Origin of the sequence: Hymenobacter sp. BT491 (assembly GCF_014349165.1) — a bacterium.
GTDB classification, from domain to species: Bacteria; Bacteroidota; Bacteroidia; order Cytophagales; family Hymenobacteraceae; genus Hymenobacter; species Hymenobacter jejuensis.
This window is the reverse complement of the sequence record NZ_JACSJJ010000001.1, coordinates 927,859-952,280: the sequence shown is the minus strand read 5'-3', so window position 1 is coordinate 952,280 and position 24,422 is coordinate 927,859. Positions and strand designations below refer to the sequence as shown.

Annotated in this window: 18 protein-coding genes; 8 read left to right on the top strand and 10 right to left on the bottom strand. The window is 56.0% G+C overall.

The annotated features are described in order from the left end of the window. Nucleotides 1-66: 66 nt before the first annotated feature. Nucleotides 67-1,290, bottom strand: coding sequence for a tol-pal system protein YbgF (locus tag H9I52_RS03965; RefSeq protein WP_174805784.1), 1,224 nt, complete (start codon nt 1,288-1,290; stop codon nt 67-69). Nucleotides 1,291-1,658: 368 nt separating this feature from the next. Here H9I52_RS03965 and H9I52_RS03960 point away from each other — a divergent pair, with 368 nt between their 5' ends. Beyond that, the gene (locus tag H9I52_RS03960) at nt 1,659-3,146 is read left to right on the top strand and encodes an SDR family oxidoreductase (RefSeq protein WP_187452745.1); all 1,488 of its coding nucleotides are present in this window, start codon (nt 1,659-1,661) and stop codon (nt 3,144-3,146) included. A gap of 28 nt (nt 3,147-3,174) precedes the next feature. Here the strand turns inward: H9I52_RS03960 and H9I52_RS03955 are convergent, their stop codons facing one another. The 9 genes from H9I52_RS03955 to H9I52_RS03915 all read right to left on the bottom strand — a co-directional run bounded on the left by H9I52_RS03955 (nt 3,175) and on the right by H9I52_RS03915 (nt 13,543). After that, on the bottom strand, nt 3,175-3,405 hold the full coding sequence (locus H9I52_RS03955) for a DUF2905 domain-containing protein (protein ID WP_139513916.1): 231 nt from the start codon (nt 3,403-3,405) through the stop codon (nt 3,175-3,177). 32 nt (nt 3,406-3,437) lie between these two features. Next, a complete protein-coding gene (locus H9I52_RS03950) occupies nt 3,438-3,710 on the bottom strand; it encodes a hypothetical protein (protein WP_139513918.1) in 273 nt (90 codons plus the stop codon). 168 nt (nt 3,711-3,878) lie between these two features. Next, nucleotides 3,879-4,790, bottom strand: a complete 912-nt coding sequence (locus H9I52_RS03945; RefSeq protein ID WP_187452744.1) for a hypothetical protein — start codon at nt 4,788-4,790, stop codon at nt 3,879-3,881. A gap of 147 nt (nt 4,791-4,937) precedes the next feature. After that, nucleotides 4,938-7,487 carry a type IA DNA topoisomerase gene (locus H9I52_RS03940; RefSeq protein ID WP_187452743.1) on the bottom strand — a complete coding sequence of 850 codons (2,550 nt, stop codon included), beginning with the start codon at nt 7,485-7,487 and terminating at the stop codon, nt 4,938-4,940. A gap of 139 nt (nt 7,488-7,626) precedes the next feature. After that, on the bottom strand, nt 7,627-8,571 hold the full coding sequence (locus H9I52_RS03935) for an NAD(P)-dependent alcohol dehydrogenase (RefSeq protein ID WP_187452742.1): 945 nt from the start codon (nt 8,569-8,571) through the stop codon (nt 7,627-7,629). A 200-nt stretch (nt 8,572-8,771) separates the two neighbouring features. Further along, nucleotides 8,772-9,533 carry a carbonic anhydrase gene (locus H9I52_RS03930; RefSeq protein WP_187452741.1) on the bottom strand — a complete coding sequence of 254 codons (762 nt, stop codon included), beginning with the start codon at nt 9,531-9,533 and terminating at the stop codon, nt 8,772-8,774. An 86-nt stretch (nt 9,534-9,619) separates the two neighbouring features. After that, nucleotides 9,620-11,230, bottom strand: a complete 1,611-nt coding sequence (locus H9I52_RS03925) for a SulP family inorganic anion transporter (protein WP_187452740.1) — start codon at nt 11,228-11,230, stop codon at nt 9,620-9,622. Nucleotides 11,231-11,368: 138 nt separating this feature from the next. After that, entirely contained in the window at nt 11,369-12,769 is a 1,401-nt protein-coding gene (locus tag H9I52_RS03920) for a sensor histidine kinase (RefSeq protein ID WP_187452739.1), read from the bottom strand. A gap of 96 nt (nt 12,770-12,865) precedes the next feature. Then, complete coding sequence (locus H9I52_RS03915; RefSeq protein WP_139513932.1) at nt 12,866-13,543, bottom strand: response regulator transcription factor; 678 nt, start codon at nt 13,541-13,543, stop codon at nt 12,866-12,868. Nucleotides 13,544-13,853: 310 nt separating this feature from the next. Between H9I52_RS03915 and H9I52_RS03910 the strand changes: the two genes are divergently transcribed. From H9I52_RS03910 to H9I52_RS03880, 7 genes are all read left to right on the top strand, one after another. After that, nucleotides 13,854-14,627, top strand: coding sequence for a polysaccharide biosynthesis/export family protein (locus H9I52_RS03910; protein ID WP_139513934.1), 774 nt, complete (start codon nt 13,854-13,856; stop codon nt 14,625-14,627). 33 nt (nt 14,628-14,660) lie between these two features. Then, the gene (locus tag H9I52_RS03905) at nt 14,661-17,051 is read left to right on the top strand and encodes an exopolysaccharide transport family protein (protein WP_187452738.1); all 2,391 of its coding nucleotides are present in this window, start codon (nt 14,661-14,663) and stop codon (nt 17,049-17,051) included. Between the two features lie 54 nt (nt 17,052-17,105). Next, the gene (locus tag H9I52_RS03900; protein ID WP_187452737.1) at nt 17,106-18,179 is read left to right on the top strand and encodes a hypothetical protein; all 1,074 of its coding nucleotides are present in this window, start codon (nt 17,106-17,108) and stop codon (nt 18,177-18,179) included. Between the two features lie 161 nt (nt 18,180-18,340). After that, nucleotides 18,341-21,025 (top strand): oligosaccharide flippase family protein, encoded by a 2,685-nt coding sequence (locus tag H9I52_RS03895; RefSeq protein WP_187452736.1) that lies wholly within the window; start codon nt 18,341-18,343, stop codon nt 21,023-21,025. Between the two features lie 27 nt (nt 21,026-21,052). After that, nucleotides 21,053-21,868, top strand: coding sequence for a hypothetical protein (locus tag H9I52_RS03890; RefSeq protein ID WP_187452735.1), 816 nt, complete (start codon nt 21,053-21,055; stop codon nt 21,866-21,868). Between the two features lie 19 nt (nt 21,869-21,887). Further along, the gene (locus tag H9I52_RS03885) at nt 21,888-23,099 is read left to right on the top strand and encodes a glycosyltransferase family 4 protein (protein ID WP_187452734.1); all 1,212 of its coding nucleotides are present in this window, start codon (nt 21,888-21,890) and stop codon (nt 23,097-23,099) included. Nucleotides 23,100-23,110: 11 nt separating this feature from the next. Continuing rightward, nucleotides 23,111-24,421, top strand: coding sequence for an O-antigen ligase family protein (locus H9I52_RS03880; protein WP_187452733.1), 1,311 nt, complete (start codon nt 23,111-23,113; stop codon nt 24,419-24,421). Nucleotide 24,422 lies beyond the last annotated feature (1 nt).

Here is a 24,422-nt window from a genome sequence, read left to right as displayed (position 1 = left end):
GGGAATCTTAGATGGCCAACGCAAAAGCGGTTGCAATGTTAGCCAAAAACCCGCGGCAAGCCGTCCTTACAACTGCGCCAGACTCCGCTTGTTCTTCTTTAGAAAGTCCTTGGCTTCCTGCAAAACATCCGACTTCGGATCGGCTTTTTCGCGCACCACTTGGTAATAGCGGCTGGCCGTACGCATATCCCGCTCGCGGGCGGCAAGACGCGCCAAATTCAGATTGGAATACACATAGAACGCTCCTTTCAGCTCGCCGGTGGTTTCGGCAAACACGATGCAGCGCTGGAAATAGTCCTTGGCTTTGGCGTCGTCCTTGTAGTATTTCTGCATAAACGAGCCGAGGAAATACGTGGCATAACGGCCGCTATTACCCTCATAACCAGGCATTCCCTGATTCAGCTTGTCTAGGATTTCTTTGCTTACCCGCTCGCATTCCCGGTCGCGACCTTCGCGGAAGCAGAGCAACGCATACAACCGCTGGAAGTAGCCGTTGTCGGGGTACATATCGACCAGCTTTTTGGCGATCGGCAGGGCGTTTTCCGGCTTATTTTCTTCGTTGAGAAAAATGCGCATCAGAAAAAACTTCGCCTCGTTGCCGGTATAGAAGCCGTTGTCGGCCACGTTCTTGAGCTGCACCAAGCCTAGTTGCCGGTTGCCCTTGGGGAAAAACAGCAGTACGGGTTTCAGCAACGGATACGTTTCCGAAATCCAGACGGCATAATAGTTAATAAGCGCTTGCCCGAACATAAATTCTGGACTTAATCCGTTGGCTTCCTGACACTTATTCAAATACGTCAGGGCGTGCTTGGCCCGAAAAGTGGCCTCGGTCCAGTTGCCCCGCTCCGAGCTCAGGCGCGCATTGAAACCGTAGGCTGCGGCCAGAAAGAAGCAGGCTTCGTAGTTTTTGTTGTCGCGCTTGTAGAGCTGCTCGCCTTTGGTGATGGCCGTGTCCATGTAGGCGAAAAAGATCTTGTCGTACTGCTTCGTTTGCAGATTCGTCGGTTGGATCTTCCACCAGGTGCTCAGGCCCAGCAGGAAGTAGGGCATCGGGTGCTGGGGGTAGCGGCGGCGCAGCGAGCGGAACTGCTTTTCGGCCTTGTCGTACTTGAAGTTGTAGAGGTTCTGCACGGCTCCCTCCAACTCCAACTGGATGTCTTTATCCATCAGCAGCCAACCACTGATATCCACCGCTTCGGGCAGAATGTCCACATTATCCACGTCGATGTGGCGCATGGGCATCTCCGTAAGTGTGTCAGCCTGTTGGGCCCACACTGCCAGCGGAAACAAGAAGAATAATAGGATAAATTGTAATTTTCTTATCATAACAACGTCTTTATGCCACTCCATTTACCAACATAACCGACTCTCGCCTCAACAGGACAAAAATATGAACTTCGCGCCTAATACAGACGAAAAATTGTCTTTATCCTTCTTACAAAAGCCTCGCATAAACAATACCAAAATAATAATTTCCTAATCGCAAAATTGAATTATACTCATTAAGCTCTTTTAAATCTAGGTGTGCTCTTCCGTTAAGTCCGGGAGGCTTATGAGGAAAAGCCTAGAGTTCAGCCGCTTACCGCAATCAATTATCGTTGACGCCTTAACTACTGCGCAGTGAGGCGGTTCTAGTGGTACCACCATTTCCATGGGCCATGAAAATTCTGCTTACTGGCGCTACGGGCTACATTGGCCAACGCCTATTGCCGCTGCTCGTAGAAGCCGGCCACGATGTGGTATGCTTGGTGCGCGACGAGCGGCGCTTTGAGCTACCCGAGAGCTTGCGCTCGCGCGTGACAGTGGCCCAAGGTGATTTGCTACAGCCCGACTCGCTCCAAGATCTGCCCCTGGACTTGGATGCCGCGTATTACCTCGTGCACTCGATGAGTGGGCACACCAAAAACTTCGTGCGGCTGGAGCAACAGTCGGCGTATAATTTCACGCAGTACCTCAACCGCACGACGGCGCAGCAGGTCATCTACCTCAGTGGCATTGCCAACGACCGCGCCCTGAGCGCGCATCTGCGCTCGCGTAGGGCCGTGGAGAAAGTGCTCAAAAAGGCCGAACGAGCAGCCCTCACCGTGCTGCGAGCCAGTATCATAATCGGCTCAGGATCAGCATCTTTTGAAATTATTCGGGATTTGGTCGAAAAGCTCCCCGTAATGGTGACGCCGCGGTGGCTCAACTCGCGCTGCCAGCCCATCGGCGTGCGCGACATCATGTTCTACCTCACGGCGGTGCTTGCCAATCCAGCTTGCTATGCTACTTCCTTCGACGTCGGCGGACCGGACGTGCTGACCTACAAGCAGATGCTGCAAGGTTTGGCGGCCGTACGCGGCTATCGGCGCTACATTATCACGGTGCCCGTGCTCACGCCGCGGCTGTCGTCGTGGTGGCTGTATCTGGTTACCAGCACCACGTTTTCACTAGCTCAGAGCTTGGTAGAAAGCCTGCGCAACGATACCATTGTGGCCCGCAAACGCAGCATTGAGGCCGTGGTGCCGCACGCGTGCATGAGCTACAGCGAGGCGTTGAAGCTAGCCTTTTCGCGCATCGAGCAAAACGAAGTGGTGAGCAGTTGGAGCGACGCGCTCAGCAGCGGCGTGATCGAGAAGAACTACATGGACTTCGTGCAAATTCCGCAGAATGGCATGCTCACCGATCGGCAGACGTTGCGCTTCACCCGCGACCCCGACGAAGTGCTGCGCAACATCTGGAGCATTGGCGGCGACAGGGGCTGGTACAAAGTCGATTGGCTTTGGCGCCTGCGCGGGCTGATGGACAAGGCCGTGGGCGGCGTAGGCCTGCGGCGCAGGCGCCGCTCCCCTACCGACCTGCGTGCCGGCGACCCCCTGGACTTTTGGCGCGTACTCGTCGCCGACCGCAAAAACCGTCGGCTGCTCCTCTATGCCGAAATGAAATTGCCCGGTGAGGCATGGCTGCAATTTCGCATCATCCCTAACCCCGATGGCACGCACACGCTGGAACAGTTGGCTGCTTTCCGGCCGCAGGGCCTGGCCGGTCGCCTATATTGGTACTCGCTGGTACCGTTCCACTTTGTCATCTTCAAGGGCATGATTGAAAACATCGTCTACTATCCGGTGGCGCCCACGCATCACCCTGTGCTGTCGGTACCTGAATAGTATATATTTGATGATCAATTAGTTACAATCAACCCCCAAGCCGCCGCACAAGCCACAAAACGAGGCTCAACAATACGCTTAGCAGCAGCATCGACACCCAGGGCGCGTAGAAGCGGAAGCCGGGCCGCTCCACGCGGATATCGCCGGGCAGGCGGCCAAACCAGCTGAACCAGTTGCCGCCGCCCAGCCACACAATTGCGCCCAGCACGACGAGAACGAAACCAGCAATGAGTATCAGCTTTCCGATCTGAGGCGTCATAACAGTAAACAGTTGCGAACCAGCTAATTGTGCTAGTTCCAGAGCTGCGTAAACACAAGCACTATTCCGATCACGACTAGGGCGTATACGAGCAAAGCTAGCCATTCGGCTCGCTGCTTGAAGTCGTAGGGATACTTGTTACGGGCCTGTTGCTGCACCCAAATAGAGGCAAATGTGCCGCCGGCCGCCAAGATTAAGCCTGGCGTTTGCGGAATCGCCTGCCGAAACAACAGCAGCAACGCCACCAGCGGCAGCAAACCGACGAGATACCCCATCAAGCGGGCGGTGAACAGATTGGAAGGCATGGCGCAGGGGCAAAAATCAGGGCGTTGCTGAGACAACAGCGGTGCAAATCGCGAAGTAACATACTATCCGGCCGATAGCTTAACCAGGAATAGGGATCAAAACACAAATAACTGACAATCAATTATTTGCGAAGATAAGATTTACATAATTTTCTGCCAGAACAACATTTATTGGACGGGCTGCCAGACTTGTGTGCGACGGAGCTGGTGCAGCAGCGCATATACTTGGCGCAAGCCAAACGTACCGGCTTCGCCCACGTCGTAGATGACTTTTTTCCGCCCGCGATTGTAGGTAACAGTGAGCGTGCTGCGCGGTATGTGATTGAGGGTCAGGCGGTATTCGTTGCGCAAACGTGGAAAGTTGAGGTAGATCAGCAACGACGCGATTTCGTCGTAAGCACGCGGACTGATGGTAGCTGTCAGGTGCTCGGCAGTGATGTTGGCGGGCGCTAGAATAGGCGCTTCCGTGAAGCTGTATGTGGCTTTGCCGTCGGCGCCAATCGTCAGCTCCGATTGCGACGAGGTGTGATACGCAAACGAAGATGTGAATTCGATTTTCTCAATCTGGTACTGGTATTCCTTGCGCGTATATTCAACAAAGCCACCGAACCGATGCGTCAACAGGAACTCCTGCCGATCACTCAACGAATCTGTGTTGTAAAATGAGTTGGCGTAGTCAACGTACCGGATCAGCGGCAGCACCCCATCGTATACGACTTGCGGCACGGCGCAAGTGCGAAAAAACTGGCGCTCAAACGGCTCGATATAAAACCGGTTATTGCCCGAATCGAGCACACATACCACGTTGCTTTTCGCGTCGGCGTCCCGGCCGATCAGCAGCAGATCGGAATAGCCATTGCCGTCGAAATCAGCTTTTTGCCAAGCTTTTGCGCCGGCTTTCGCTAGCTGAGTTTCGCAGCGTTTATCCTTAAACCTCAACGTATCGCTGACGGTGTAGGTGTGGTAGTCGCGGCCGCCTATCTGCTGCACGAAACGCGTGATGTCGGCCGCCGAATTCAGAGCGTCAATCTGATTGGGGAAGTGCTCGCGAGCGCTGTCCGCAGGGCGATCGGAAAGCACTAGCTTGCTGGGAGCGCAACTACACAATACGGCAAGAGTAACGACCCAAAACGGCCCGGCAATACGCATAGCAATCAGCTCAGGAAAGCGAAAAAGCGGAGCCGATGGCTGGCTCCCCCCTCCCCAATATACGGCTCGCGCAACTCCTTATTTCTGGTCGAACACGAATTCCACGCGGCCTTCCGGCGATACCGTCAGGGCCGCTTCGAACTTCTGCCCCGTGCGCTGTGAAACAAAGCCCCGAATGGTGCCGGTTTTGCCACGGCGCAGCAGCTGCACGATTTGCGCATCCGTGAGCATACGCCCGCACAGCTCCAGCGGCACCCGAAACTGGCAATCTTCGCGGAAACGCGAGCAGCCGTACGCCGTTTTGCCTTTGAGCATGGTGCCTAGGCGGCACACCGGACACGGAATTTGCTGGGGTGCTTCGGCCGTGGCGGGTTTGCTTTCGGCGGCGCGCACCAGTTCCAGCGTGTGCTGGGGCGTCAGGCGAACTGCCGCGTCGAACTTCTGGCCCAAGTCGTCGATAAACCCTTTGATGACGGGTGTGCGGCCTTTTGCAAGCAGGGCGTGTATCTGCTTGTCCGTCAGATTTTTACCCTCAAATTGCGTGGGCAGGCGCAACTGGCAGCCTTCGCGCCACCGCGAGCAGCCAAACGCCGATTTGCCCTTGAGTACATGGCCTTCGCCACACGCCGGGCAAGTGCCCAAGCTACCCGGCACGGCCGGCGCAGTCGCAGCTTTGGCAGGTGCTTTTGCTAATACCGCCGCGCCTTTCGCGCCGGCGGCGCTCGTGGCGTCGGCCGCGTTGGCCACCGTAATGCCCCGGCCAGACCCGTCTTGCTTTACCTCCAGCACCATTTCGCGCACCAGTCCTTTCAGCTCGCTCAGAAACTGATCGGGGGCTAAGCTGCCGCCCTCAATCTGGCGCAGCTTCCGCTCCCACTGCCCGGTCAGCTCTGCCGATTTCAGCGTGGGGTTACGGATCAGGCCAATCAGCTCGACGCCCGTGGGCGTGGGCACGATGCGCTTTTTGTCGCGTCGAATATAGCCGCGCTTAAACAGCGTTTCGATGATGGCCGCGCGCGTGCTGGGCCGCCCAATGCCATTTTCTTTCATGGCTTGGCGCAGCTCGTCGTCGTCGATGTTGCGACCGGCCGTTTCCATGCCGCGCAGCAACATCGCCTCGGTGTATTCGCGCGGCGGCTGAGTTACTTTCTGGTCGAGGCGCGGCTTGTGCGGGCCGCTTTCGTCTTTCACGAAGTTGGGCAACACGGTATTCACCACGTCATCGTCGCCTTCGGTAGCCGCTTTGGGCGTAGATGGCGCCTGCTGCTTTTCCGGATCGCCGTACACCACGCGCCAGCCCGGATTCAGAATTTGCCGGCCGCGCACCCGGAACGGATACCCACCTGCTTCTGCCGTCACGGTCGTGTTGCTGACTTCGCAATCGGGATAAAACGCCGCCAGAAAGCGCCGCACGATAATGTCGTACACGCTCGACTCGTTGCCGCCCAAGCCACCCGCGCTCGCGCCCGTCGGGATGATGGCGTGGTGATCGGTAACCTTGTTGTTGTTGAAAACCTTGGTCGATTTACGAATCTTATCGGCCAACAGCGGCTGCGTAAGACCCTGATAGCCAGCTAGTCCGCGCAAAATCCCCGGAATCTTGGCGTACTGGTCGTCGGGCAGAAACGTGGTATCGACACGCGGATAACTGACCACCTTTTTCTCGTACAGGCTCTGTACCGTCTTGAGCGTATCTTCGGCCGACAGCCCCAGCTGGTTGTTGCACTGCACCTGCAACGAAGTCAGGTCAAACAGCGACGGCGGCGACTCATAAGCTTTCTTGATTTCGACGCCTGTTACGGTAAGCGGCACGTCCTTCACGGCCAGCATGGCGGCGTCGGCTTCCTCTTGGCTCACGAAGTAACCGCGGGCTTTCAGGCGGGCTTTTTCGTCGGGCTCGTCGTCCTCGGCTTTGCCTTTTTTGGGCGGCGCCACGTGGCTGAACAGCGTGCCACGGTACTCAGTGCGCAACACCCAATACGGCTCCGGCTTGAAGTTCTGAATCTCGTGGTAGCGATCGACCAGCAGCGCCAGCGTGGGCGTCTGCACCCGGCCGAGGCTCAGCACTTGGCGCTGCCCGGCGGCGTATTTTAAGGTAAACAAACGCGTCGCGTTCAGCCCCAAGAGCCAGTCGCCCACGGCGCGGCTCTTGCCGGCTTGGTACAGCCGATCAAACTCCGCCCCGTCGCGCAGATTTGCAAACCCCTGACGGATAGCCTCTTCCGTGAGCGACGAAATCCAGAGGCGCTTGAAAGGTTTGCGGTATTTGGCTTCCGTCAGCACCCAGCGCTGGATCACTTCGCCTTCCTGCCCGGCGTCGCCGCAGTTGATGACTTCTTCGGCGTTGGCCAGCAGATTTTTGATCACGTTGAACTGCCGCACCACGCCGTCGTCGCGGCGCATGAGCTTGATGCCGAAGTTGTCGGGCATCATGGGCAAGTCGTGGATGCTCCAGCGCTTCCACTCGGCACGGTAGTCTTCGGGCTCTTTGAGCTGGCAGAAATGCCCAAAGGTCCAGGTGACTTGGTAGCCGTTGCCTTCGTAATAGCCATCCATGCGGCGGTTGGCACCGAGCACGTTGGCAATTTCGCGGGCTACGCTAGGCTTTTCGGCAATGCAGACTTTCAAATCGCTGGTTCTCGCTGAATTTGTTGATTTCGCCGAGGCCAAGGCTTCAGCGACTAAACAACAAAGATACGGCGAGAAAAAGTCGATTTATACGCCCGCTTATCTGCTGGTTATACGGCCTGCGCGTGGCCCTACCCAATCATTCCACGGTCAGCACGATCTTGCCGGCCGCCCCGCCCTTTTCGCTGTAGCGGTGCGCCTCGGCCGTTTCGGCCAGCGGGAAGGTTTTGTCGATGACGGGCTTGAGGATGTCTGTTCGCAACCAATTGGCAATGAGCGACATATCAGCACCCCGGTTTTTGGCCATGAACGCCAGCATCTTCTTGTTAGAGAGCGAAGCGGCCAGCATCCCGAGCGCCACATCTTTGGGGTTAGGGGCCGTCGTGACGTAGCGGCCGCCGTTGCGCAGGCTGGCTTTGCTGTCGATAAAATTGGTTTTGCCCACGGCATCAAAAATGATGTCGTAGCGGCTGATGTCCTTCGTAAAGTCGTGCTCTTTGTGGTTGATGACGCGGTCGGCACCGAGACTGCGCACCAGCTCCACGTTGTCGGGGCCGCACACGCCCGTGATTTCGCCCGCGCCCAGCGCTCGTGCCAGCTGCACGCCCATCGAGCCCACGCCACCCGAGGCCCCATTGATCAGCACCCGATCGCCGGAGAGCAGCTTGGCGTGGTTGTGCAACGCTTGCAAGGCCGTGAGGGCTGCCAAGGGCACAGCCGCCGCCTGCTCAAACGACAGATTATCAGGAATAAACGCCAGCACGGTTGCGTCCACGGCGGCATACTCGGCATTGGCTCCACCGATGCCGATGGGCATGCCGAACACGCGATCCCCGATTCGAAAGCGCGTAACCTCGTCGCCAAGGGCGGCTACTTCGCCGGCAATGTCGCGGCCCGGAATCTTCGGAAAGATGCGGTCCGTCATCATCTTGGCCGAGCCGTCGCGCACTTTCCAATCAACGGGATTGACGCTGCTCGCTCGCACGCGCACCAATACCTGATCGCTCTTGATTTTGGGAGTGGGCTGCTCGCCAAATTGCAGCACTTCGGCCGGGCCGTACTCGGTATAGTAAATCGCTTTCATGGCAACAAGATGTTAGCGCCGGCTTTCTTAACCATACGGCGACAGATAGTAGATACGCGGATCGCCTGGTCCCGTTTCGATCTAATACGCAAGCATTTAATCCAACATATAATTAATTGATTATCAACGATTTACAAACAAAAAACCTCCGTAACCAAGGGCTGCGGAGGTTTTACTCTCACCAAAACCAAGAGGGATCTTTAGCCGACCTTGCGCATGAGCTGATCTTGCTCCTCGGCAGACTTAATAGCTTTTGCCTTTTTCTTTTCGGCCGTTACTTCCGGTGCTTCCTCCGGCTGGGTAGCGGGTTCCGGCTGAGCCGCCGCTTCCGACTGAGCCGAGGCTTCAGTGCCGTAGATGTGAACAAACTCTTCGAGCATGTCGGTTTTCACTTCCAGGTTGTGCAGCACGCCGTCGTGGATGTCATAAACGAGGCCGTGCAGACGCGGCGGGTTTTCGCTGCGCATGGCGTTCTGGATGATGTTGGTTTTGGCCAGGTTGCGCACCTGCTCGATCACGTTGAGATCGACGAGGCGGCGCAGACGATTTTTCTCATCGCTGATGCGCAGCAACTCGGTTTCGTGCAGACGAATTACATCCCGAATGTTGGTCAGCCAGTTATCAATCAAGCCATACTGTTTGTTGGAAGCCGCAGCTGCTACGCCGCCGCAACCGTAGTGGCCGACGATCATAATATCTTGTACGCCAAGCACTTCCACGGCGTATTGCAGCACCGAAAGCAGGTTCATGTCGGAGTTGACGACAAGGTTGGCGATGTTGCGGTGCACAAACATTTCGCCAGGGCCGGTGCCCGTGATGGCGCTGGCCGGCACCCGCGAGTCGGAGCACCCGATGAAGAGGTAGCGCGGCTTCTGACCGGTGGCCAAGCGGTTGAAATATTCCGGATCTTGGGCCATTTTTTCTTCAACCCATTTGCGGTTATTAGCCAGAATTTCTTCCATGTTCAGTTATCGGTAAGCGGTGTTTTTTTGAGAAGATTGCCTTTCTATAAATACCTCATTGTAAGATACTTATAATGAGGCCCAAATTAATGCCCCAGTACGGCTACCTGCGGAATCGCGCGCAGCTCCAGGTTGATGCCGCGCTCGTCTGCCGTTTGGCGGAAGTTTTCAATAGCCTCCAGCACATCGTAGTCGATGGAAACCGAATCGGAACCATCGAGGATGACGTGGGTACCGGCCTTGAAACGATCCAGGGTAGTAATAATACTGGCTTTGTTAAGGAAAGATACGTGTTCGCTGAGCTTTAGGTGAATGGTATTATGCTCACGCACTGGCTCGCGGTGGAAGAAAAAGGCCGATTCGAGGTTGGCTTTCAGGATAAAGAAAACGCCCACGACCAAACCAACGCACACGCCCTTGAGTAAGTCGGTGAACAGAATGGCGACTACCGTCACGATGAAAGGCATAAATTGCTCCCAGCCCAGTTTCCATTGGGTGCGGTACAGCGCGGGTTTAGTCAGTTTGAAGCCCACCATTAGCAGCACAGCCGCCAGCGCCGAAAGCGGAATGAGGTTGAGGAACGGCGCCAGAAACAAGATGCTCATCAACAGCAGCAGCCCGTGGATAAAGGCCGACATCTTGGTTTGGGCACCGGCGTTGATGTTGGCCGAGCTGCGCACGATCACGGCCGTCATGGGCAAGCCACCAACCAGGGCCGCCACGATGTTGCCGACGCCTTGCGCCTTCAGCTCGCGGTTGGGGGCCGTGTGACGCTTGTGCGGGTCCAGCTTATCCACGGCTTCCACGCTCAGCAGGCTTTCCAAGGAAGCCACAATGGCAATGGTGAACGCGACGCCATACGTAATAGGTTTGGTCAGGGCGCTCCAATCGGGAAAAGTCAGCTCCCCGATCAGGCCCATCAGCGACGATACCACGGGCAGTTTTACCAAGTGATCGGGGTTGATGCGCAGAGCGGGCGAAGCCGAGCTGAGGGCCACGTTCATCCCGATGGAAATCAACACCACCAGCAAGGCTGCGGGCACCTTCCGGATGGCGGTCAGGCGTTGCATGGGCTTGCTCTCCCACGCCAGCAGGATGCCTATCGACACCAAGCCAATCAGGGTTGAGCCTAGGCTAATGGCTTTGAAAGCCGTACCGATGGCCGAGAACGTGTTCTGCCCATTAAACTGAAAGAAATCCATGTCCTCGAAGTAGTCGGTATCGGCCCCGAGGAAATGTGGTATTTGCTTGAGAATCAGGATCAGACCGATGGCGGCCAACATGCCTTTAATTACCGAAGAAGGAAAATACATCCCGATGATGCCGGCCCGCAGAAACCCAAGCGCCAGCTGAATCAGGCCGGCGATGACGGTAGCGGCGAGCAACGCCTGGAAAGAGCCTAAGGTATTGATAGCGGTCAGTACAATGACGGTGAGGCCGGCCGCCGGCCCGCTCACGCTCAGCTGCGATCCGCTAAGCCACGACACCAGCACGCCGCCTACTATGCCCGTAATCACCCCGGACAGCAGCGGTGCACCCGATGCGAGCGAAATACCCAGACACAACGGAAGCGCTACCAAAAACACGACGAGCCCCGCGGGCGCGTCTTTCGAAATTGTTTTTAGATAATTAGCAGTCGGAGCCGAATCGACCGCGGAAGACTGCTTAACATTTTTGGCGGGAGCGGTTTGGATCATGGTCTTGCAGATAGCAACAAGGATTTGCCATTCCGACAGGAATAGAGTTTACCAGTATTGTGCTACAAGTGTAGGAGCGCCCGGTTAAGACCGCGTTAAAAGAGAATTAAAAGAGTATTAAAACCATAAAAGGTGCCCTTATACGCGCAGGGCGGGCATTCGGAGGCTCACTTTTGTGCCCGCTCCCAACTGGCTTTCTACCTGAATTGCACCGCTGTGCAGCGACATAATTTTGGCCGTCAGGGGCAGGCCGATGCCGTGGCCGGGCACGTCGCGCACGGTTTCGGCCCGGAAGAATGGCACAAAGACCTGTTGGCGGTCGTCTTCGCTCATGCCCATGCCGTGGTCGCTAACTTCGAGGCGCACGTAGTCGCGCAGGCTGGTGAGCACGGCCGTTACGGGCTGCTGGCTGTCTTTGGAAAACTTGCAGGCATTTTCCATCACATTGAGCACCGCCGACAGCAGGAGCGCCTCGTTGCCCAGCACTGTATAAGGAGCGCTTTCCCGACCCGGGGCCGGATCGCCAAACTCCAGGTCGATGCGGCAGGTGGGGTGGCGGCGCTGCACTTCCTCGTGCGCCTGCAACAACAGCTCGTCGAAGCGGACGGGCTTAAGGGGCACCTGCGACGGGTCGTCGGAGGCCCGCGCGATTTGCAGCAGCCCGTTGGTGAGGGCCGTGAGCATCCGGGCCGCGTCGAGGGTACTTTGCAGCACCCTGCGGTATTCGGCCGGGCTCCGCTCTTGCAGCAGCGCGACTTCCAGTTCGCCCATCAGGGCCGTGAGCGGAGTTCGCAACTCATGCGAAGCATCGCGCACGAAAGTGCGCTGGCCGGCAAAGGCCGTTTCGAGGCGGTTGAGAAGGCTGTTGAAGCGTTGGGCCAGCAACGATACTTCGTCTTGCCCATCGGCCTGCGAAAGACGCCGGTGCAAATCGGAAGCGGTAATACTATCTACTTCACGCACAACACGTTGCATAGGCCGCAGGGCTAACCCAGCGAAGAACCAGCCCCCGATGCCTACTATAATAAAGGAGATGAGCAGGCCGCTGAGCAAAATGACGCGCAGGTTGCGCAGCTTTTCGCGGCTGTCGATGTCGACCGACGACGCTACTACCACGAAGTCGCCGCGCCGGGCATCGCGGTACAGCAGCCCCACCGATTGGCGGAAGTCGTCGGACAACTGCACTTCGCGGCCGCTGGCCCTTACTTGGCGTAATAATAAGGAAGGAACTGGCTGCTGACTCTTCTGCCCTTCCCAGAACACCAGCTTGTTGTGCGCGTCGTATACGCGGGCTTCTTCTTCGGGCAAGGTGCGGTAAAACTGCGCCAGGTAGCGCCGATACGAAGCCCGGCTGGCCTCGTCGCGGTTGGTGCCGTCGAGGTAGACGTGCGCCACGATGCGCGCACGCGCAAACAGATTGTCGGTGAACGACTCGCGCCGCGAGTGCGCCGTGACGAAGTAAATCACCAACGAGAATAGCATCAGCGTGAACGCCAGAATCGCGGCAAACTGCAGTGCTAAACGGGTGCGAATGGTCATAAAAGCGGAACTGCGGCTAGTGGCCAATGCGGCCTAAAGAAATGCACTTTCATAACTCGTTATATATCAATTAATTATGAAATAAGGCTTTTGCACTCAATCTTCTTTCATAACGTAGCCCATGCCCACGAGCGTGTGGATAAGTTTGGGCGAGAAGTCTTTGTCCACCTTTTTGCGGAGGAAGTTGATGTACACGTCGATAACGTTTGAACCCGTGTCAAACGAGGTTTCCCAGACGTGTTCCAAGATGTCCACGCGCGAGACCACCCGGCCTTGGTTGCGCAGCAAATATTCGAGCAGGGCAAATTCGCGGGCCGTCAGCTGAATGGTTTGCCCGGCCCGCTGCACCGACTTGCGGGCCGGGTCCAGCACGAGGTCGGCCAGCCGCATGGAAGCTTCGGTGGCCGGCGCCTCCTGCCGCCGCCGGGCCAGCGCCCGGATGCGGGCCAATAACTCCTGAAACGCAAACGGCTTGACCAGGTAATCGTCGGCGCCGGCATCGAGCCCCCGAATTTTATCGTCGGTTTCGCCGAGCGCCGTGAGCATTAGAATGGGTACGCTGCTGTTCTGCGCCCGGATGCGGCGGCAGACTTCCAGGCCGCTCATGCCGGGCAGCAATTGGTCGAGGATAATAAGATCGTATCCATTTACCAGCCCCAACCGTAAGCCGAGCAATCCGTCCGAAGCTATGTCGACATTGTACGTTTGTTCCGTTAGTCCTTTCTGGAGAAAGGCTGCCACCTTGGGTTCGTCTTCTACCAATAAAATTTTCATGCTCAAGTATACGAAGCCCCACAGTAAGCCGTGCGAAAACGGCTGTGAGGCCCCATTTGACGGCTTCTGAAACCCCGTGAGTTAGAGGACAATGCAAATGCGGTTTGGCATAATTTTGTTATTAAGTGCAAGTTTATGGCAAAATATTTTAATTATTTCTTGTCATTGCGAAAATCATCCAATACTTTTATGGAAAAGTACTAGCTCAAATCCGCTCGCATCTTTTGCTTTCAAACTTTTCGATAGTTGCCTTTTTTCACACCCTTCCTGATCTGTCACGCCCCCTACTCCACCGTTAATTTCGTCAAGCATGTCTCACTACCGACTACTGATTTTCCTATTGCTCGCATCCTTTACTTCCTGCATTCCCAGCAAAGACATCAGCTACCTGCAAGGCCAGAAATACTCGCTCAACAAGGCTTCGGAGGTGAGCAACCAGCGGCCTGAGTACCACTTGCAGGCCAATGACATCCTGAATATTGCGGTACAAAGCGCCCAACCCGAATTGTCCCGCGTGTTTAGCCTCACCGAATCGACGAGCCCTTTTGGCACCAGCGATCCGGGGGCTACGTACCTCAACGGTTATGTAATTGACAACAATGGCAACATCACACTTCCTACGGCAGGCAAGCTTCCGGTACAGGGCCTCACCTTGTTGCAGGCGCAGGATGTGGTGCAGAAAGCGGTTAACAATTACATGCGCGGCACCACCGTCATCGTGAAGCTGGTAAACTTTAAGATAACTGTTTTGGGTGAAGTACGTAATCCGGGCGCTTACTACATCCAGAACCCCTCCACCAACTTGCTCCAGGGCTTAGGCCTGGCCGGCGACCTTACCACGTTAGGCAACCGCCGCAACGTAAAGCTGATCCGCCAGACGCCTACCGGCTCCGAAGTAACGCTCATCGACCTGACCCGCGCCGACCTCTTAACATCTAATTATTACTATCTTCTACCCAACGATGTACTCTACGTGGAGCCAAGCAAAGCAGTGACCCAACGCGGCAATTTGACTAACTTGGGGATTGTCTTTTCGGGTATCACCACCATCGTATTGCTCCTGAACTACTTCGGGGTCAAATAAACATCACATTGCAATTACTACTCAGCTACGCATATGAAGACGCATGATAGAGCTGATGAGCTGAACGTCAATACGTTGCTCTTTAAGTTCCAGAGATATTGGTATTTGTTTGTGGGGGCTGTGGGCTTGGCGCTGGCTTTTGCCTACTTCAAAATCCAGACTACCCAGCCTACTTATAGCTTCCACTCGACTATTCTGCTCGCCGACCGGGCTACACCGGGTTCGCGGGGCACCCAGGAGCTGCTCACGATGGATGGCCAAGGCAAGGAAACCAAGGTAGAAGACGAGATCGGCCTGCTGACTTCCACCTCCATCATGGAGCAAAGCCTGCGCAAGCTCGATTTTTCGGTATCGTATTATCTGATTCCGAACTCCTGGCTCAATAAGCTTGGCAATTTGCAAATCCGTGAGCAGTACGAAGATGCAGCTTATCGCGTACGCGTCGACACGCTGCATCCCCAAGTAAGCGGGGTGCAATTTTTTGTCGAGCAGCTTCCCAACGGCTCCTACCACGTGCATGGCAAGGGCGAGAACGCCAGCGTCATTGAAGTGCCCACAGGCAAAACCGTGAACCTGCTGCCCGAATTTGAGTTTGACAAAGAAGTAAAGCCGGGCGAATCGGTGGTGCTGCCCAACCTGTCCTTCACCGTCAATCCGGCTCCTGGCGTATTGCCCAGCACCATCACGAACACGATCACAAGCGGCAACCAGTACTTCTTTACGATCAACAGCCTCAAAAACTTAGCGGCTGAGTATCAGTCGAAAATCACGGTAAAGCCCCGGGAGCGCTACTCACGCGTCCTTGACTTGTATACCAAAGGCAGCGTAGCCAGCCGGGAGCTGCAGTTTCTGAACACCTTGATGGAGACGTACATTAAGAACGACTTGATCGAGAAAAACCGCGACGGCCGCAAAACGTTGGAGTTCATCAACAGCCAGATTGCACACGTTGGCGACTCACTGCGTCGCTCCGAGGAAGCGTTGGCTTCGTTTCGGGCCCACAACGGCATTGTGGACGAAGGCACCCAGTCGAACTCAGGCATTCAGAAGCTAAGCGATCTGGAATCGCAGCGCGCTCAACTGATCGTTACGCGCCGTTCGTATGCCCAGGTACTCGACGCGCTCCGCTCCGACCCTGATGGGACCGGCGGCTCGTGGGCCAGCGCCAGCATCGACAACCAAGTGCTTAATAGTCAGCTCACTGAACTCTCTACGCTGATCAACCAGCGCGCAGGCTACTCAGTCAATGCCAATTCGGATAACCCCGTGGTGCAGGTGCTGGAAGGCAAAATCCAGAGCCGCCGCCAAGCTATTCTGCGCAGCATTGCTGGGCAGATTCGCTCGACAGACGCCTCGCTCGACGACCTGACCCGCCGCATCGCTACGGTGCAGGGCAACATCAACCGTATGCCGGAAAACGAGCGGCAGATGGCGCGTCTGCGCAATATATCGGGCATCAACGATCGCAACTACACCTTCCTGATGCAGAAGCAATCGGAGGCTTCGATGTTGCTCGCTACCAACGTGAGTGACAAGAAGATAGTAGACCGCGCTCAAATCATGAGCTCCGTGCCGGATAGCCCCAACAAAAACCAGATTTACCTGATTGCCCTGTTGGCTGGCCTGATTCTGCCAGCTGGTTTTGTGGTACTCCGCGAGCGGACGAAGCAAACGGTGCAAAGCGCCGACGAAATTCGCAATGCGACCAACGCGCCCTTTCTGGGCATTATTGCGGCCGCGCCCAAGCCGGTACACATCGTCCGTCGCGACCTGCCGAAATCGGCCGTTACCGAATCATTCCGGACGGTGCGCGTCAACCTGCAATACGTAGCCACCGGCCCCAGCTCTCGGATCATCGGCTTTACGTCATCCGTATCGGGCGAAGGTAAAACCTTCTGCTGCACCAACTTAGCTGCCGAACTAGCTATGTCGGGCCGGCGCACAGTGCTGATTGAAACGGATATGCGCAAGCCAACGCTGGCTGGGTATTTTGGCTTCAATCCCGACAACGCGGGCCTTTCGACGTACCTGAGCGGCGAGTGCACCTTGGCCGAGGCGATGCAGAAGACGGAGTTCCCTAATCTGACGGTCATCACGTCGGGGCCGATTCCTTACAATGCGCTTGAATTGCTGGAAGACCCGCGCTTTGGGCAAATGATCACGGGCCTGAGCGAAGAGTATGATTATGTCATCATCGACACGCCGCCCATTGGCTTGGTTTCGGAATACACCGTGATTCGGCAGCACGTTGGCGTAACGGTTTTTGTGGTGCGTCATGCCTACACAAACCGCGAGATGCTGGGCACCATCAACGAGATGCGTCAGTACCACGGCGACACGCCGGTGTATGTGCTGCTCAATGGCGTGAACTACTCAGCCACTTACGAATACCGCTACAAAAAGCAGTCGGCTTACTACGCGTAAGCTTTTCGGCCGCTCTCCCTACCACGCCATCTGCTCATTCATACTGGTCTTTTGATGGACATCGTAACCAGCCTTTGCGTTGACGAAGCTCACGAGCCAGCGTCGTTTTACCCCCAACTACGCGATGTAAGCGCCGACAAGCGGCGCCGGGTTTATTGGCAGTGCACCGTTGTATTCTTTTCTACTTCGGTGCGCTGCAATCCGGATGCCCGGCACTTGCTTTATACCAACGACGCTGCCCCCGCCACTTGGGACGGCGTAGACCACCGCGAATTTCTGTCGAGTATCGGAGTGGAAATCAGGCAGTTGAGTTTTCAGACTTTCTGCCCGCCGCAGCGCTTTTCCAAGGAGTTTCGCAATGCCTTCTACAAGTTGGACGTGCTACAGGAACTGGCGAAGCCTACGGCGGCCGACCACAGCCTGCTGCTCGATTCGGACTGCGTATGGACGCGGCCCGATCCGAAGCTGATCAGTCTGGTGCAAAGCGACGCCTTGCTCCTACTCGACGCCGAACCGGAGTCGACCCCGGACACCAAGATTCACGGCCTCAGTCGCCGCGATATGGGAAACCTGTATCGCGAACTTGATCCCAACTATCCTGTGGAAGCGCCTCTGCATTTTGGGGGCGAGATCATCGGGGGGAGCCGGGCCCGTTTGGGCGAAGTAGTGGAGCAGCTACGGGCTATTCAGGACCAAGTACTCGTTGAATATCCCGCTGGCCCGCCGCGCTTTAGCAGTGGGCGTACCCTCTTCGACGGCGACGAATACCTGACCAGCTTCGTGTGCAACCGCCTGCCGCGGCCCTGGACCGACACGAGCCCTTTCATCCGCCGGATCTGGACGTCGTACCGCAATACCAACGTGCGACGCTCCGATGTGCAGCTCACGATCTGGCATTTGCCCAACGAAAAGATGCAAGGCTTGCCCGTGCTCTGTCGGCAGATGCTGCGCCGTGATTCTGCTTTTTGGCGGCTGGCCCCCACTAATTTGGCAGGCTATTTGGGCCGTTATCTGGGCGTTCCAAACCCCGTCTGGAGTCCACAACGCCTGCTGACATTGGCGAATAAGCTTCCGCGCTTAGTCGTTATCGCCAAAAGAATGCTTACCCGACCCGCGCCCACCGTTTAACATAAATATCTGATAATCAGATATTTATGTTAAAGTAGCCATTATTTTATTTTTATTATTTACTGATCCCGCTCGCTTCGGATCGGTTTTTGGCGCTCTAGTTTTCTGCTCTCGGTAAGCAGCTTCGCACTGCTTATTGCTACACCTGAGATTCTTTCACGATGTCTGATTCATCCTCTATACCGGCTAGCACCTTACGCGGCTTGCGCTGGAGCATGATTGCGACGGGTGCTATTGCCGTATTGCAATTCGTGTACTCGGCGGTCATGTCGCGCCTGCTTACGCCCGCCGATTTTGGCTTGATGGGGATGGCAATGGTGGTCATTAGCTTCGGCAGCTATTTTGCCCAAATGGGTCTGGAGCAAGCGCTTATCCAGCGTCAGGATCTACAGCCCGTTCACGTGCGAGCTACGTTCACGGTAGCGCTTGTGCTGGGCCTTGCCGCAACTGGGATTGTATGGTTGGGCGCCCCACTCATTAAGCATCTTTTCTCGGAGCCAGGCGTGGTGGAAGTACTGCGGGCTATGTCCTTTACTTTCCTGTTCACAAGCTTAGGCGCCACTTCGCTCAGCCTGCTACGGCGGCGGCTGGCCTTCGATCTGCTGGCGCGGATCGAGTTGGGCAGCTTCTTGTTTGGTTATGGTGTAGTAGGCTTGGGCATGGCTTGGGCTGGCTACGGGATTTGGAGTCTGGTTGGGGCCACACTCACTAACCAACTCCTGACGGCCGTGGTGGCGTGGCTTTATGTTCGCCACAGTCTGAGTCCGCCGATTCGCTGGGAACACTACCAGCCGCTCCTGCATTTTGGGGGCGCTGTTTCGGCAGTTAGCATCCTCGAATTTGTAGGCAGTAACCTCGACCGTGTCGGAATTGGCCGCTTGCTGGGCACGTGGTCGCTGGGCCTGTACAACCGCACCCTGATGCTGGTGCATTTACCGTTATATCATCTTAGCAACAGTATTTCGCGGGTTTTGCTGCCTTCGTACAGCAGCCTACAAAATGATTTGCCTAAGCTGCGCCAACTCTACCTGACGGCAATTACGCTGTCGGTGTGGATACTGCTGCCATTGGCCGCCGGTATTTCTGCCGCTGCTGAGCCTATCGTGCGCGTAGCGCTGGGGCCGCAGTGGGATGCTGCTATTCCGTTGTTGGGCTTACTGGCTTTGGTGGTGGGTTTCAACCTGCTCACCATGTACAGCGGCGCGCTCTGCGAGGCCTTGGCCAAGCTTAAGTTTAAAGTGGCGTTGCAGAGTTGCCTGATTGTGGTGATGGGCGCAGGCCTCTGGGTATCATCGCATTATGGCCTGACTGCTATGGTCTTGACCATTCTGGCGGTAGAAGTGGTGCGCAACTTAGCGTATCAGTTAGCTATTCGGCGGTATTTGTCGATTTCCATTGCTGAGCTTTGGAGCTGCTACTGGCCGGCCCTGTTTACAGGCTTGCTGGTTGCGATCGTGCTGGGCAGTGTACGCCTTGGTTTGGCCGCATTGCACGCGGGCGCTCTGCTACAGCTGCTGATCTTGCTGCCATTGGGTGCGGTAGCGCTGTTCGGGCAATTGCTCATGCCTTGGAACCGCTTCGTTCGGATGCGCTTTTACCACGAGATCCGGGAACACCTACGGCCTGGCCCGCTTCGCGACCGCCTCATCAACTTGCTGGCTCCGTCGCCGGTTGGCCGTCGCCCCAAAGGTTGGGTGGCAGCGAATGTCCGGAGCGTATTAGTCAAGAGATTTAGCCGTACGCTACTCGGACCGGTGGCCGGTAGCCTACCTGCTTCTGCGGCCCGTTCGCTGGTCGAAATTTCCGGCTGGGACAGCTTGCAACCGCATGTATCAGCCATTGAGGAGTTGGAAGAGCCGCAAGTTGTTTACTACGATTTTCCGATTTATTACCCCACGTATTTCCGGCGGCACAAAGCATTTGGTGCGCGCTTTGCCTACTCGTTGCGCGATGTGTGCGTGTCGCCTTATTCAGGCCTCACCTGGATTCCGGCCGCCAACGTGACCTTGGCCGAAAGCATTGGCTCGGTGCGCCGATTGGCGGGTTGGGGCAATAATACTCCCGAGCTGCTGCTGCCCCTGCAACCACTGGCCGCTTCCGGGCCTGTTGTGGTTTGTCCGCCCAGCCCTTTTTTCCATTGGCTTACCGAAATTCTGCCTAACACGTTGGAGGCCAAGCGCCGCTGGCCTGATGCCAAGCTCTTGTTGCCACCTGCGGCGGCTTGCCCTGCTTACATGGGTCAGGCGTTGGCGTTGGCTTTTGGTCCCGATTGGGAACAACAGACCGTGCGGGCTGATGGGGCTGTACGAGTGCCCCAGCTGCAACTACTGCCCGTAGAGTCCGATGCAGGCTTTGTACATCCGTCGGCTATTCATGAGTTGCGACAGACTTTTCTGTCACCGTTGCCTGAAGAAGACATTCCCGGTCGTCGACACGTATATATATCACGGCGGTTGGCCACTGCCCGGCAACTAGCCGATGAGGCGCAGTTGGAAGAGGCGCTGAATGACCTTGGTGTGGAAATCGTATACAACGAAAACCTCGATTTTTCGGAACAAGTACAATGCTATGCTGGAGCCCAAACCATCATTGCCCTACACGGAGCCGGTCTTACCCACATGGTGTGGGCCAATCCAGGTTTGGACGTACTAGAGATATTTCCCAACGGCTACTTCAACGACTGCTACGCTCGTCTGGCAACCGCATTAGGGCATAATTACCAATACATTGCAGCCGGCACTTCGCAACAAGCTGTTGTTGGTGGCGCGCTTCCGCTCAAAGAAATCATAGGCCGCGTCGAGCAGCTGATAGTCTCCCCTTCTTCATCTATTCTTCAACCCGCTTAACTACATTATCTATTGTCAATTTTTACTATGACTTCTCCCTCCCAACCATCCTTTGCTGTGTTTGTGAGCAGTACCGATAGTTACTCTGACTGTTGGGAGCCCTTTTTTACCCTTTTTGCCGATTACTGGCCTGACTACAAAGGCACGATTTATTTGAATACCGAAACCAAGGATTTCAAATTTCCCGGCCTTAACATCGTATGCACGCAGGTGTCCCGCTTCGCTGGCACCAACACCATTGTAAGTGGCAAGCGCATCAAGCTTGCTTTACAACACGTTGTAAAAGAGGAAGTTATACTTTATCTAAACGAAGATATCTTCTTGCATGATCGGGTTCGCAGCGACGTTATGAACGAGCTTGTGGCCTGTATGCACGACCACAACTTGCTTTACATCGGTGTTACGGACCATGCCAACCATGGCCCCTTCCGCCCTAGCCCCTACCCGTTGCTCTGGGAAATCGACAGCTCCGACCCGTATGTGTTCAGCGCCATGCCTTCGCTATGGAACGTGAAGCGGATGGGCCGGTATTTCCGGGCGCACGAAGACCCTTGGCAGACCGAATACTACATCGCCCGCCGCATCCGGAAGGCCAACGACAAAACCTACACCATCGACCGGACGCAGTTTGACTATCCGGCGCATGCCATCTTGCCCTTTGCTCCGACTACTGGCGTTTACCGCGGTACGTGGGTGGCCGATGTAGTAGTGGATTTGTTTGCCCAGCACGGCATTCGGGTCGACTACTCGCAACGGGGCTTCTTCGATCCGGCCGTATCATATCCCCCGCCGTTCCGGCCTTTGTGGCGAAAGGCCGTTTCTGTAGTGCGGTCCATGATCTAACCGGAGTTAGCTTACCCTTATGAAAATCGGACTTGCCACTCCTATCGACATCCCCGCGCTGCACCAGTACCTCGATCTGCCGGAGGGAGTTGCCCAGCCCACTGGCTTGGGGGGGAGTGCCATTACGCCTCTGGTAACCGGGTTACTCGCCGCCGGGCACGCCGTTTCGATCTATACTCTGGACCTCAAGCTTAGGCAGCCGGTGGTGTTGCGGGGGCCACAGTTGACTATCTACGTAGGCCACTTCCGCAACAAAGCCCGTTATCGGTGCTTCGATTTGTTTAAAAAAGAAGCCGATCAGATTCGGGATTTCATCATTCAGGACAATCCTGAGATTGTGCACGCCCATTGGGCTTACGAGTTTGCGCGGGGGGCTTTGGCTAGCGGGTGGCCGCACTTGGTTACGCTCCACGACGATCCGTGGCTGGTATTGCGCTACCAGCGGGATCTGTACCGGGTGTTTCGGCTGATGCTGAAGTTACTGGTTCTGAGCCGGGGACGCAATTTTACGGCTGTGTCGCCTTATTTGGCCAAGGCGTTGGAAACTGCTAAGCGTAAGCCAATTGTCGTTCCGAATGCCGTGCTTCAAGCGCCCGGCGGGCCGCGTTCTTTTCCGGCCCAGCCGCCCTATCGCATCATTTCCTTGCTTACGGGCTGGTCGGAGCGCAAAAATGCCGATACGGCTCTGCTGGCTTTTCAGGAATTGCGGCGCCGCTTGGGTTCTGAAGTCGAATATTGGGTATTTGGCGACGAATACGGTCCCGGAGGCCAAGCCCAGCGCTGGGCCGAAACCAATGCCGCCACCGACGGCGTGCATTTTGCGGGCCTTAAGTCACACACCGATATCCTGAACCTGCTGCCCGATTTCGACATTCTGCTGCACCCAGCTCGCGAAGAATCCTTCGGCATGACGCTGGTCGAAGCCATGCAAGCGGGCCTGCCCGTGGTGGCTGGCGAAATGTCGGGAGCGGTGCCGTGGGTGCTCGACGAAGGCCGCTGTGGTGTGCTGGTCGATGTAAATTCTCCTACTGCCATGGCCGATGCGCTTTACGATCTACTGACGCAACCATCTCGTTACGAGGCACTTAGCACCTACTCCTCTGTTGCGGTTTCTCAGCGATTTTCTATTCCTGCCGTTACGGCGGCTTATGAGGCTGCTTATCGACAAGTACTTGCAGGTCAGCCCCTTACACAGACTGCGCCTCAAGTCGATCTGGCTACCAGCAGTTAGGCACGTACTCCATGAAAATCAACTTTCGCTTTCTCTATATAGTCGGCATACTGGCAGCGCTGTATTCCGATGTTCTGTTTTCGGACCTTCTTAGCGGTGCAGCCTCAGAGGATAGCTCAGCCTACGGACTTCAGCTCTATACCCGCATTTTAGTCGGCGGCAGCATTCTGGTAAGCGTGCTGCTGTACCGCTACATGCGGGGCATTACACTTTGGGTATTTTGGGGGGCTACAACCATTACGGCCTTGCTGGTCTGCGAATCGTTGCTTCGCTATGGGGTGCCTATGATTTACCCCCACGTATTCCAGAAAGCGATGGTACTATACATCCTGACTGCTTCCTACGCCTTCTACAACCGGTTTGGGCGCATTACTATGGGCGACATTTCCACGTTGATCTGGATCGGATTTGTGCTTAACCTGGGGTTGGTCAACTACAAAGCGGTTTCCATTGGGGCATTTCTCAACCACGACCGGGGCATTGTAGCGTCCTCGGCGCTGCTACTGGTCACGCCTCTGCTTTACCACTTCAATACGTACTTCACGACGCGGGCTGCCAAGCATTTGCTGCTGTTTTTTATGGCAGCGGGCGCCATCTTCTTCTTTCAGCACCGGACGGTGTGGGTAGTAAGCGCTGCTGCGCTGGGTGTTAACTTCCTGCTATTGCTACGGGTGGCGCCACAGCGCATCAGCCTCTCGAAGCTAACCCCGATGCTCGGCATTCCGGTGGTGCTGATGATGCTGGCGACAACTTTCATCCTGGTCAGCTACCCCGAAGTGCTGGAGAAGGTATCGGAGAATATGTCGGACATCGAAAACTCGTCGAGTCAAGGTACTGGCTTGTGGCGGCGGGAGCAGTTCCGCTCGTACTGGCCCTTCGTGGTCAGCCATCCGGTTGCCGGCATGCGGTTTGAAGGTTTCGAACTGCCCATCCAGTTTTACGATCCCGAGCAGGAAAACGGCGGCACCGTGTTCGAAGATGGTTATGGCCACTTTTTCCACAGTTTCTACCTAGATGTACTTTTCTACCTTGGCGGTATTGGCCTGATTGTCTTCATCTTGCCTCACTTGAGCGTTGCTCTTCGGCTGGTGCGTCGCCCCCCGGTATCGCCGGAAGCTTTGGCTTGGTCGACCCTCATTGTCTCCACGTTAATCTATGGCTACTCTTACCCTTTGCCTTTGAGCACCTACGGGCTAATTGGGTTTGGGCTTTTGCGCATCAGAGTCCTTGAAGACGATCCGGAGCACTTACACGAGGCATTGCCCACTAACGCCCCTTCTGCCACCGCTCCTTCCGATCTTTCGGTTCCTCAGCACGCCTAGC

Bases quoted from the DNA above. Each gene is read 5' to 3' on its own strand.
- H9I52_RS03895 (WP_187452736.1), top strand. From the start codon at position 18,341: ATGTCTGATTCATCCTCTATACCGGCTAGCACCTTACGCGGCTTGCGC.
- H9I52_RS03915 (WP_139513932.1), bottom strand. From the start codon at position 13,543: ATGAAAATTTTATTGGTAGAAGACGAACCCAAGGTGGCAGCCTTTCTC.
- H9I52_RS03885 (WP_187452734.1), top strand. From the start codon at position 21,888: ATGAAAATCGGACTTGCCACTCCTATCGACATCCCCGCGCTGCACCAG.
- H9I52_RS03905 (WP_187452738.1), top strand. From the start codon at position 14,661: ATGAAGACGCATGATAGAGCTGATGAGCTGAACGTCAATACGTTGCTC.
- H9I52_RS03950 (WP_139513918.1), bottom strand. From the start codon at position 3,710: ATGCCTTCCAATCTGTTCACCGCCCGCTTGATGGGGTATCTCGTCGGT.
- H9I52_RS03900 (WP_187452737.1), top strand. From the start codon at position 17,106: ATGGACATCGTAACCAGCCTTTGCGTTGACGAAGCTCACGAGCCAGCG.
- H9I52_RS03930 (WP_187452741.1), bottom strand. From the start codon at position 9,533: ATGGAAGAAATTCTGGCTAATAACCGCAAATGGGTTGAAGAAAAAATG.
- H9I52_RS03925 (WP_187452740.1), bottom strand. From the start codon at position 11,230: ATGATCCAAACCGCTCCCGCCAAAAATGTTAAGCAGTCTTCCGCGGTC.
- H9I52_RS03910 (WP_139513934.1), top strand. From the start codon at position 13,854: ATGTCTCACTACCGACTACTGATTTTCCTATTGCTCGCATCCTTTACT.
- H9I52_RS03935 (WP_187452742.1), bottom strand. From the start codon at position 8,571: ATGAAAGCGATTTACTATACCGAGTACGGCCCGGCCGAAGTGCTGCAA.
- H9I52_RS03955 (WP_139513916.1), bottom strand. From the start codon at position 3,405: ATGACGCCTCAGATCGGAAAGCTGATACTCATTGCTGGTTTCGTTCTC.
- H9I52_RS03880 (WP_187452733.1), top strand. From the start codon at position 23,111: ATGAAAATCAACTTTCGCTTTCTCTATATAGTCGGCATACTGGCAGCG.
- H9I52_RS03960 (WP_187452745.1), top strand. From the start codon at position 1,659: ATGAAAATTCTGCTTACTGGCGCTACGGGCTACATTGGCCAACGCCTA.
- H9I52_RS03920 (WP_187452739.1), bottom strand. From the start codon at position 12,769: ATGACCATTCGCACCCGTTTAGCACTGCAGTTTGCCGCGATTCTGGCG.
- H9I52_RS03890 (WP_187452735.1), top strand. From the start codon at position 21,053: ATGACTTCTCCCTCCCAACCATCCTTTGCTGTGTTTGTGAGCAGTACC.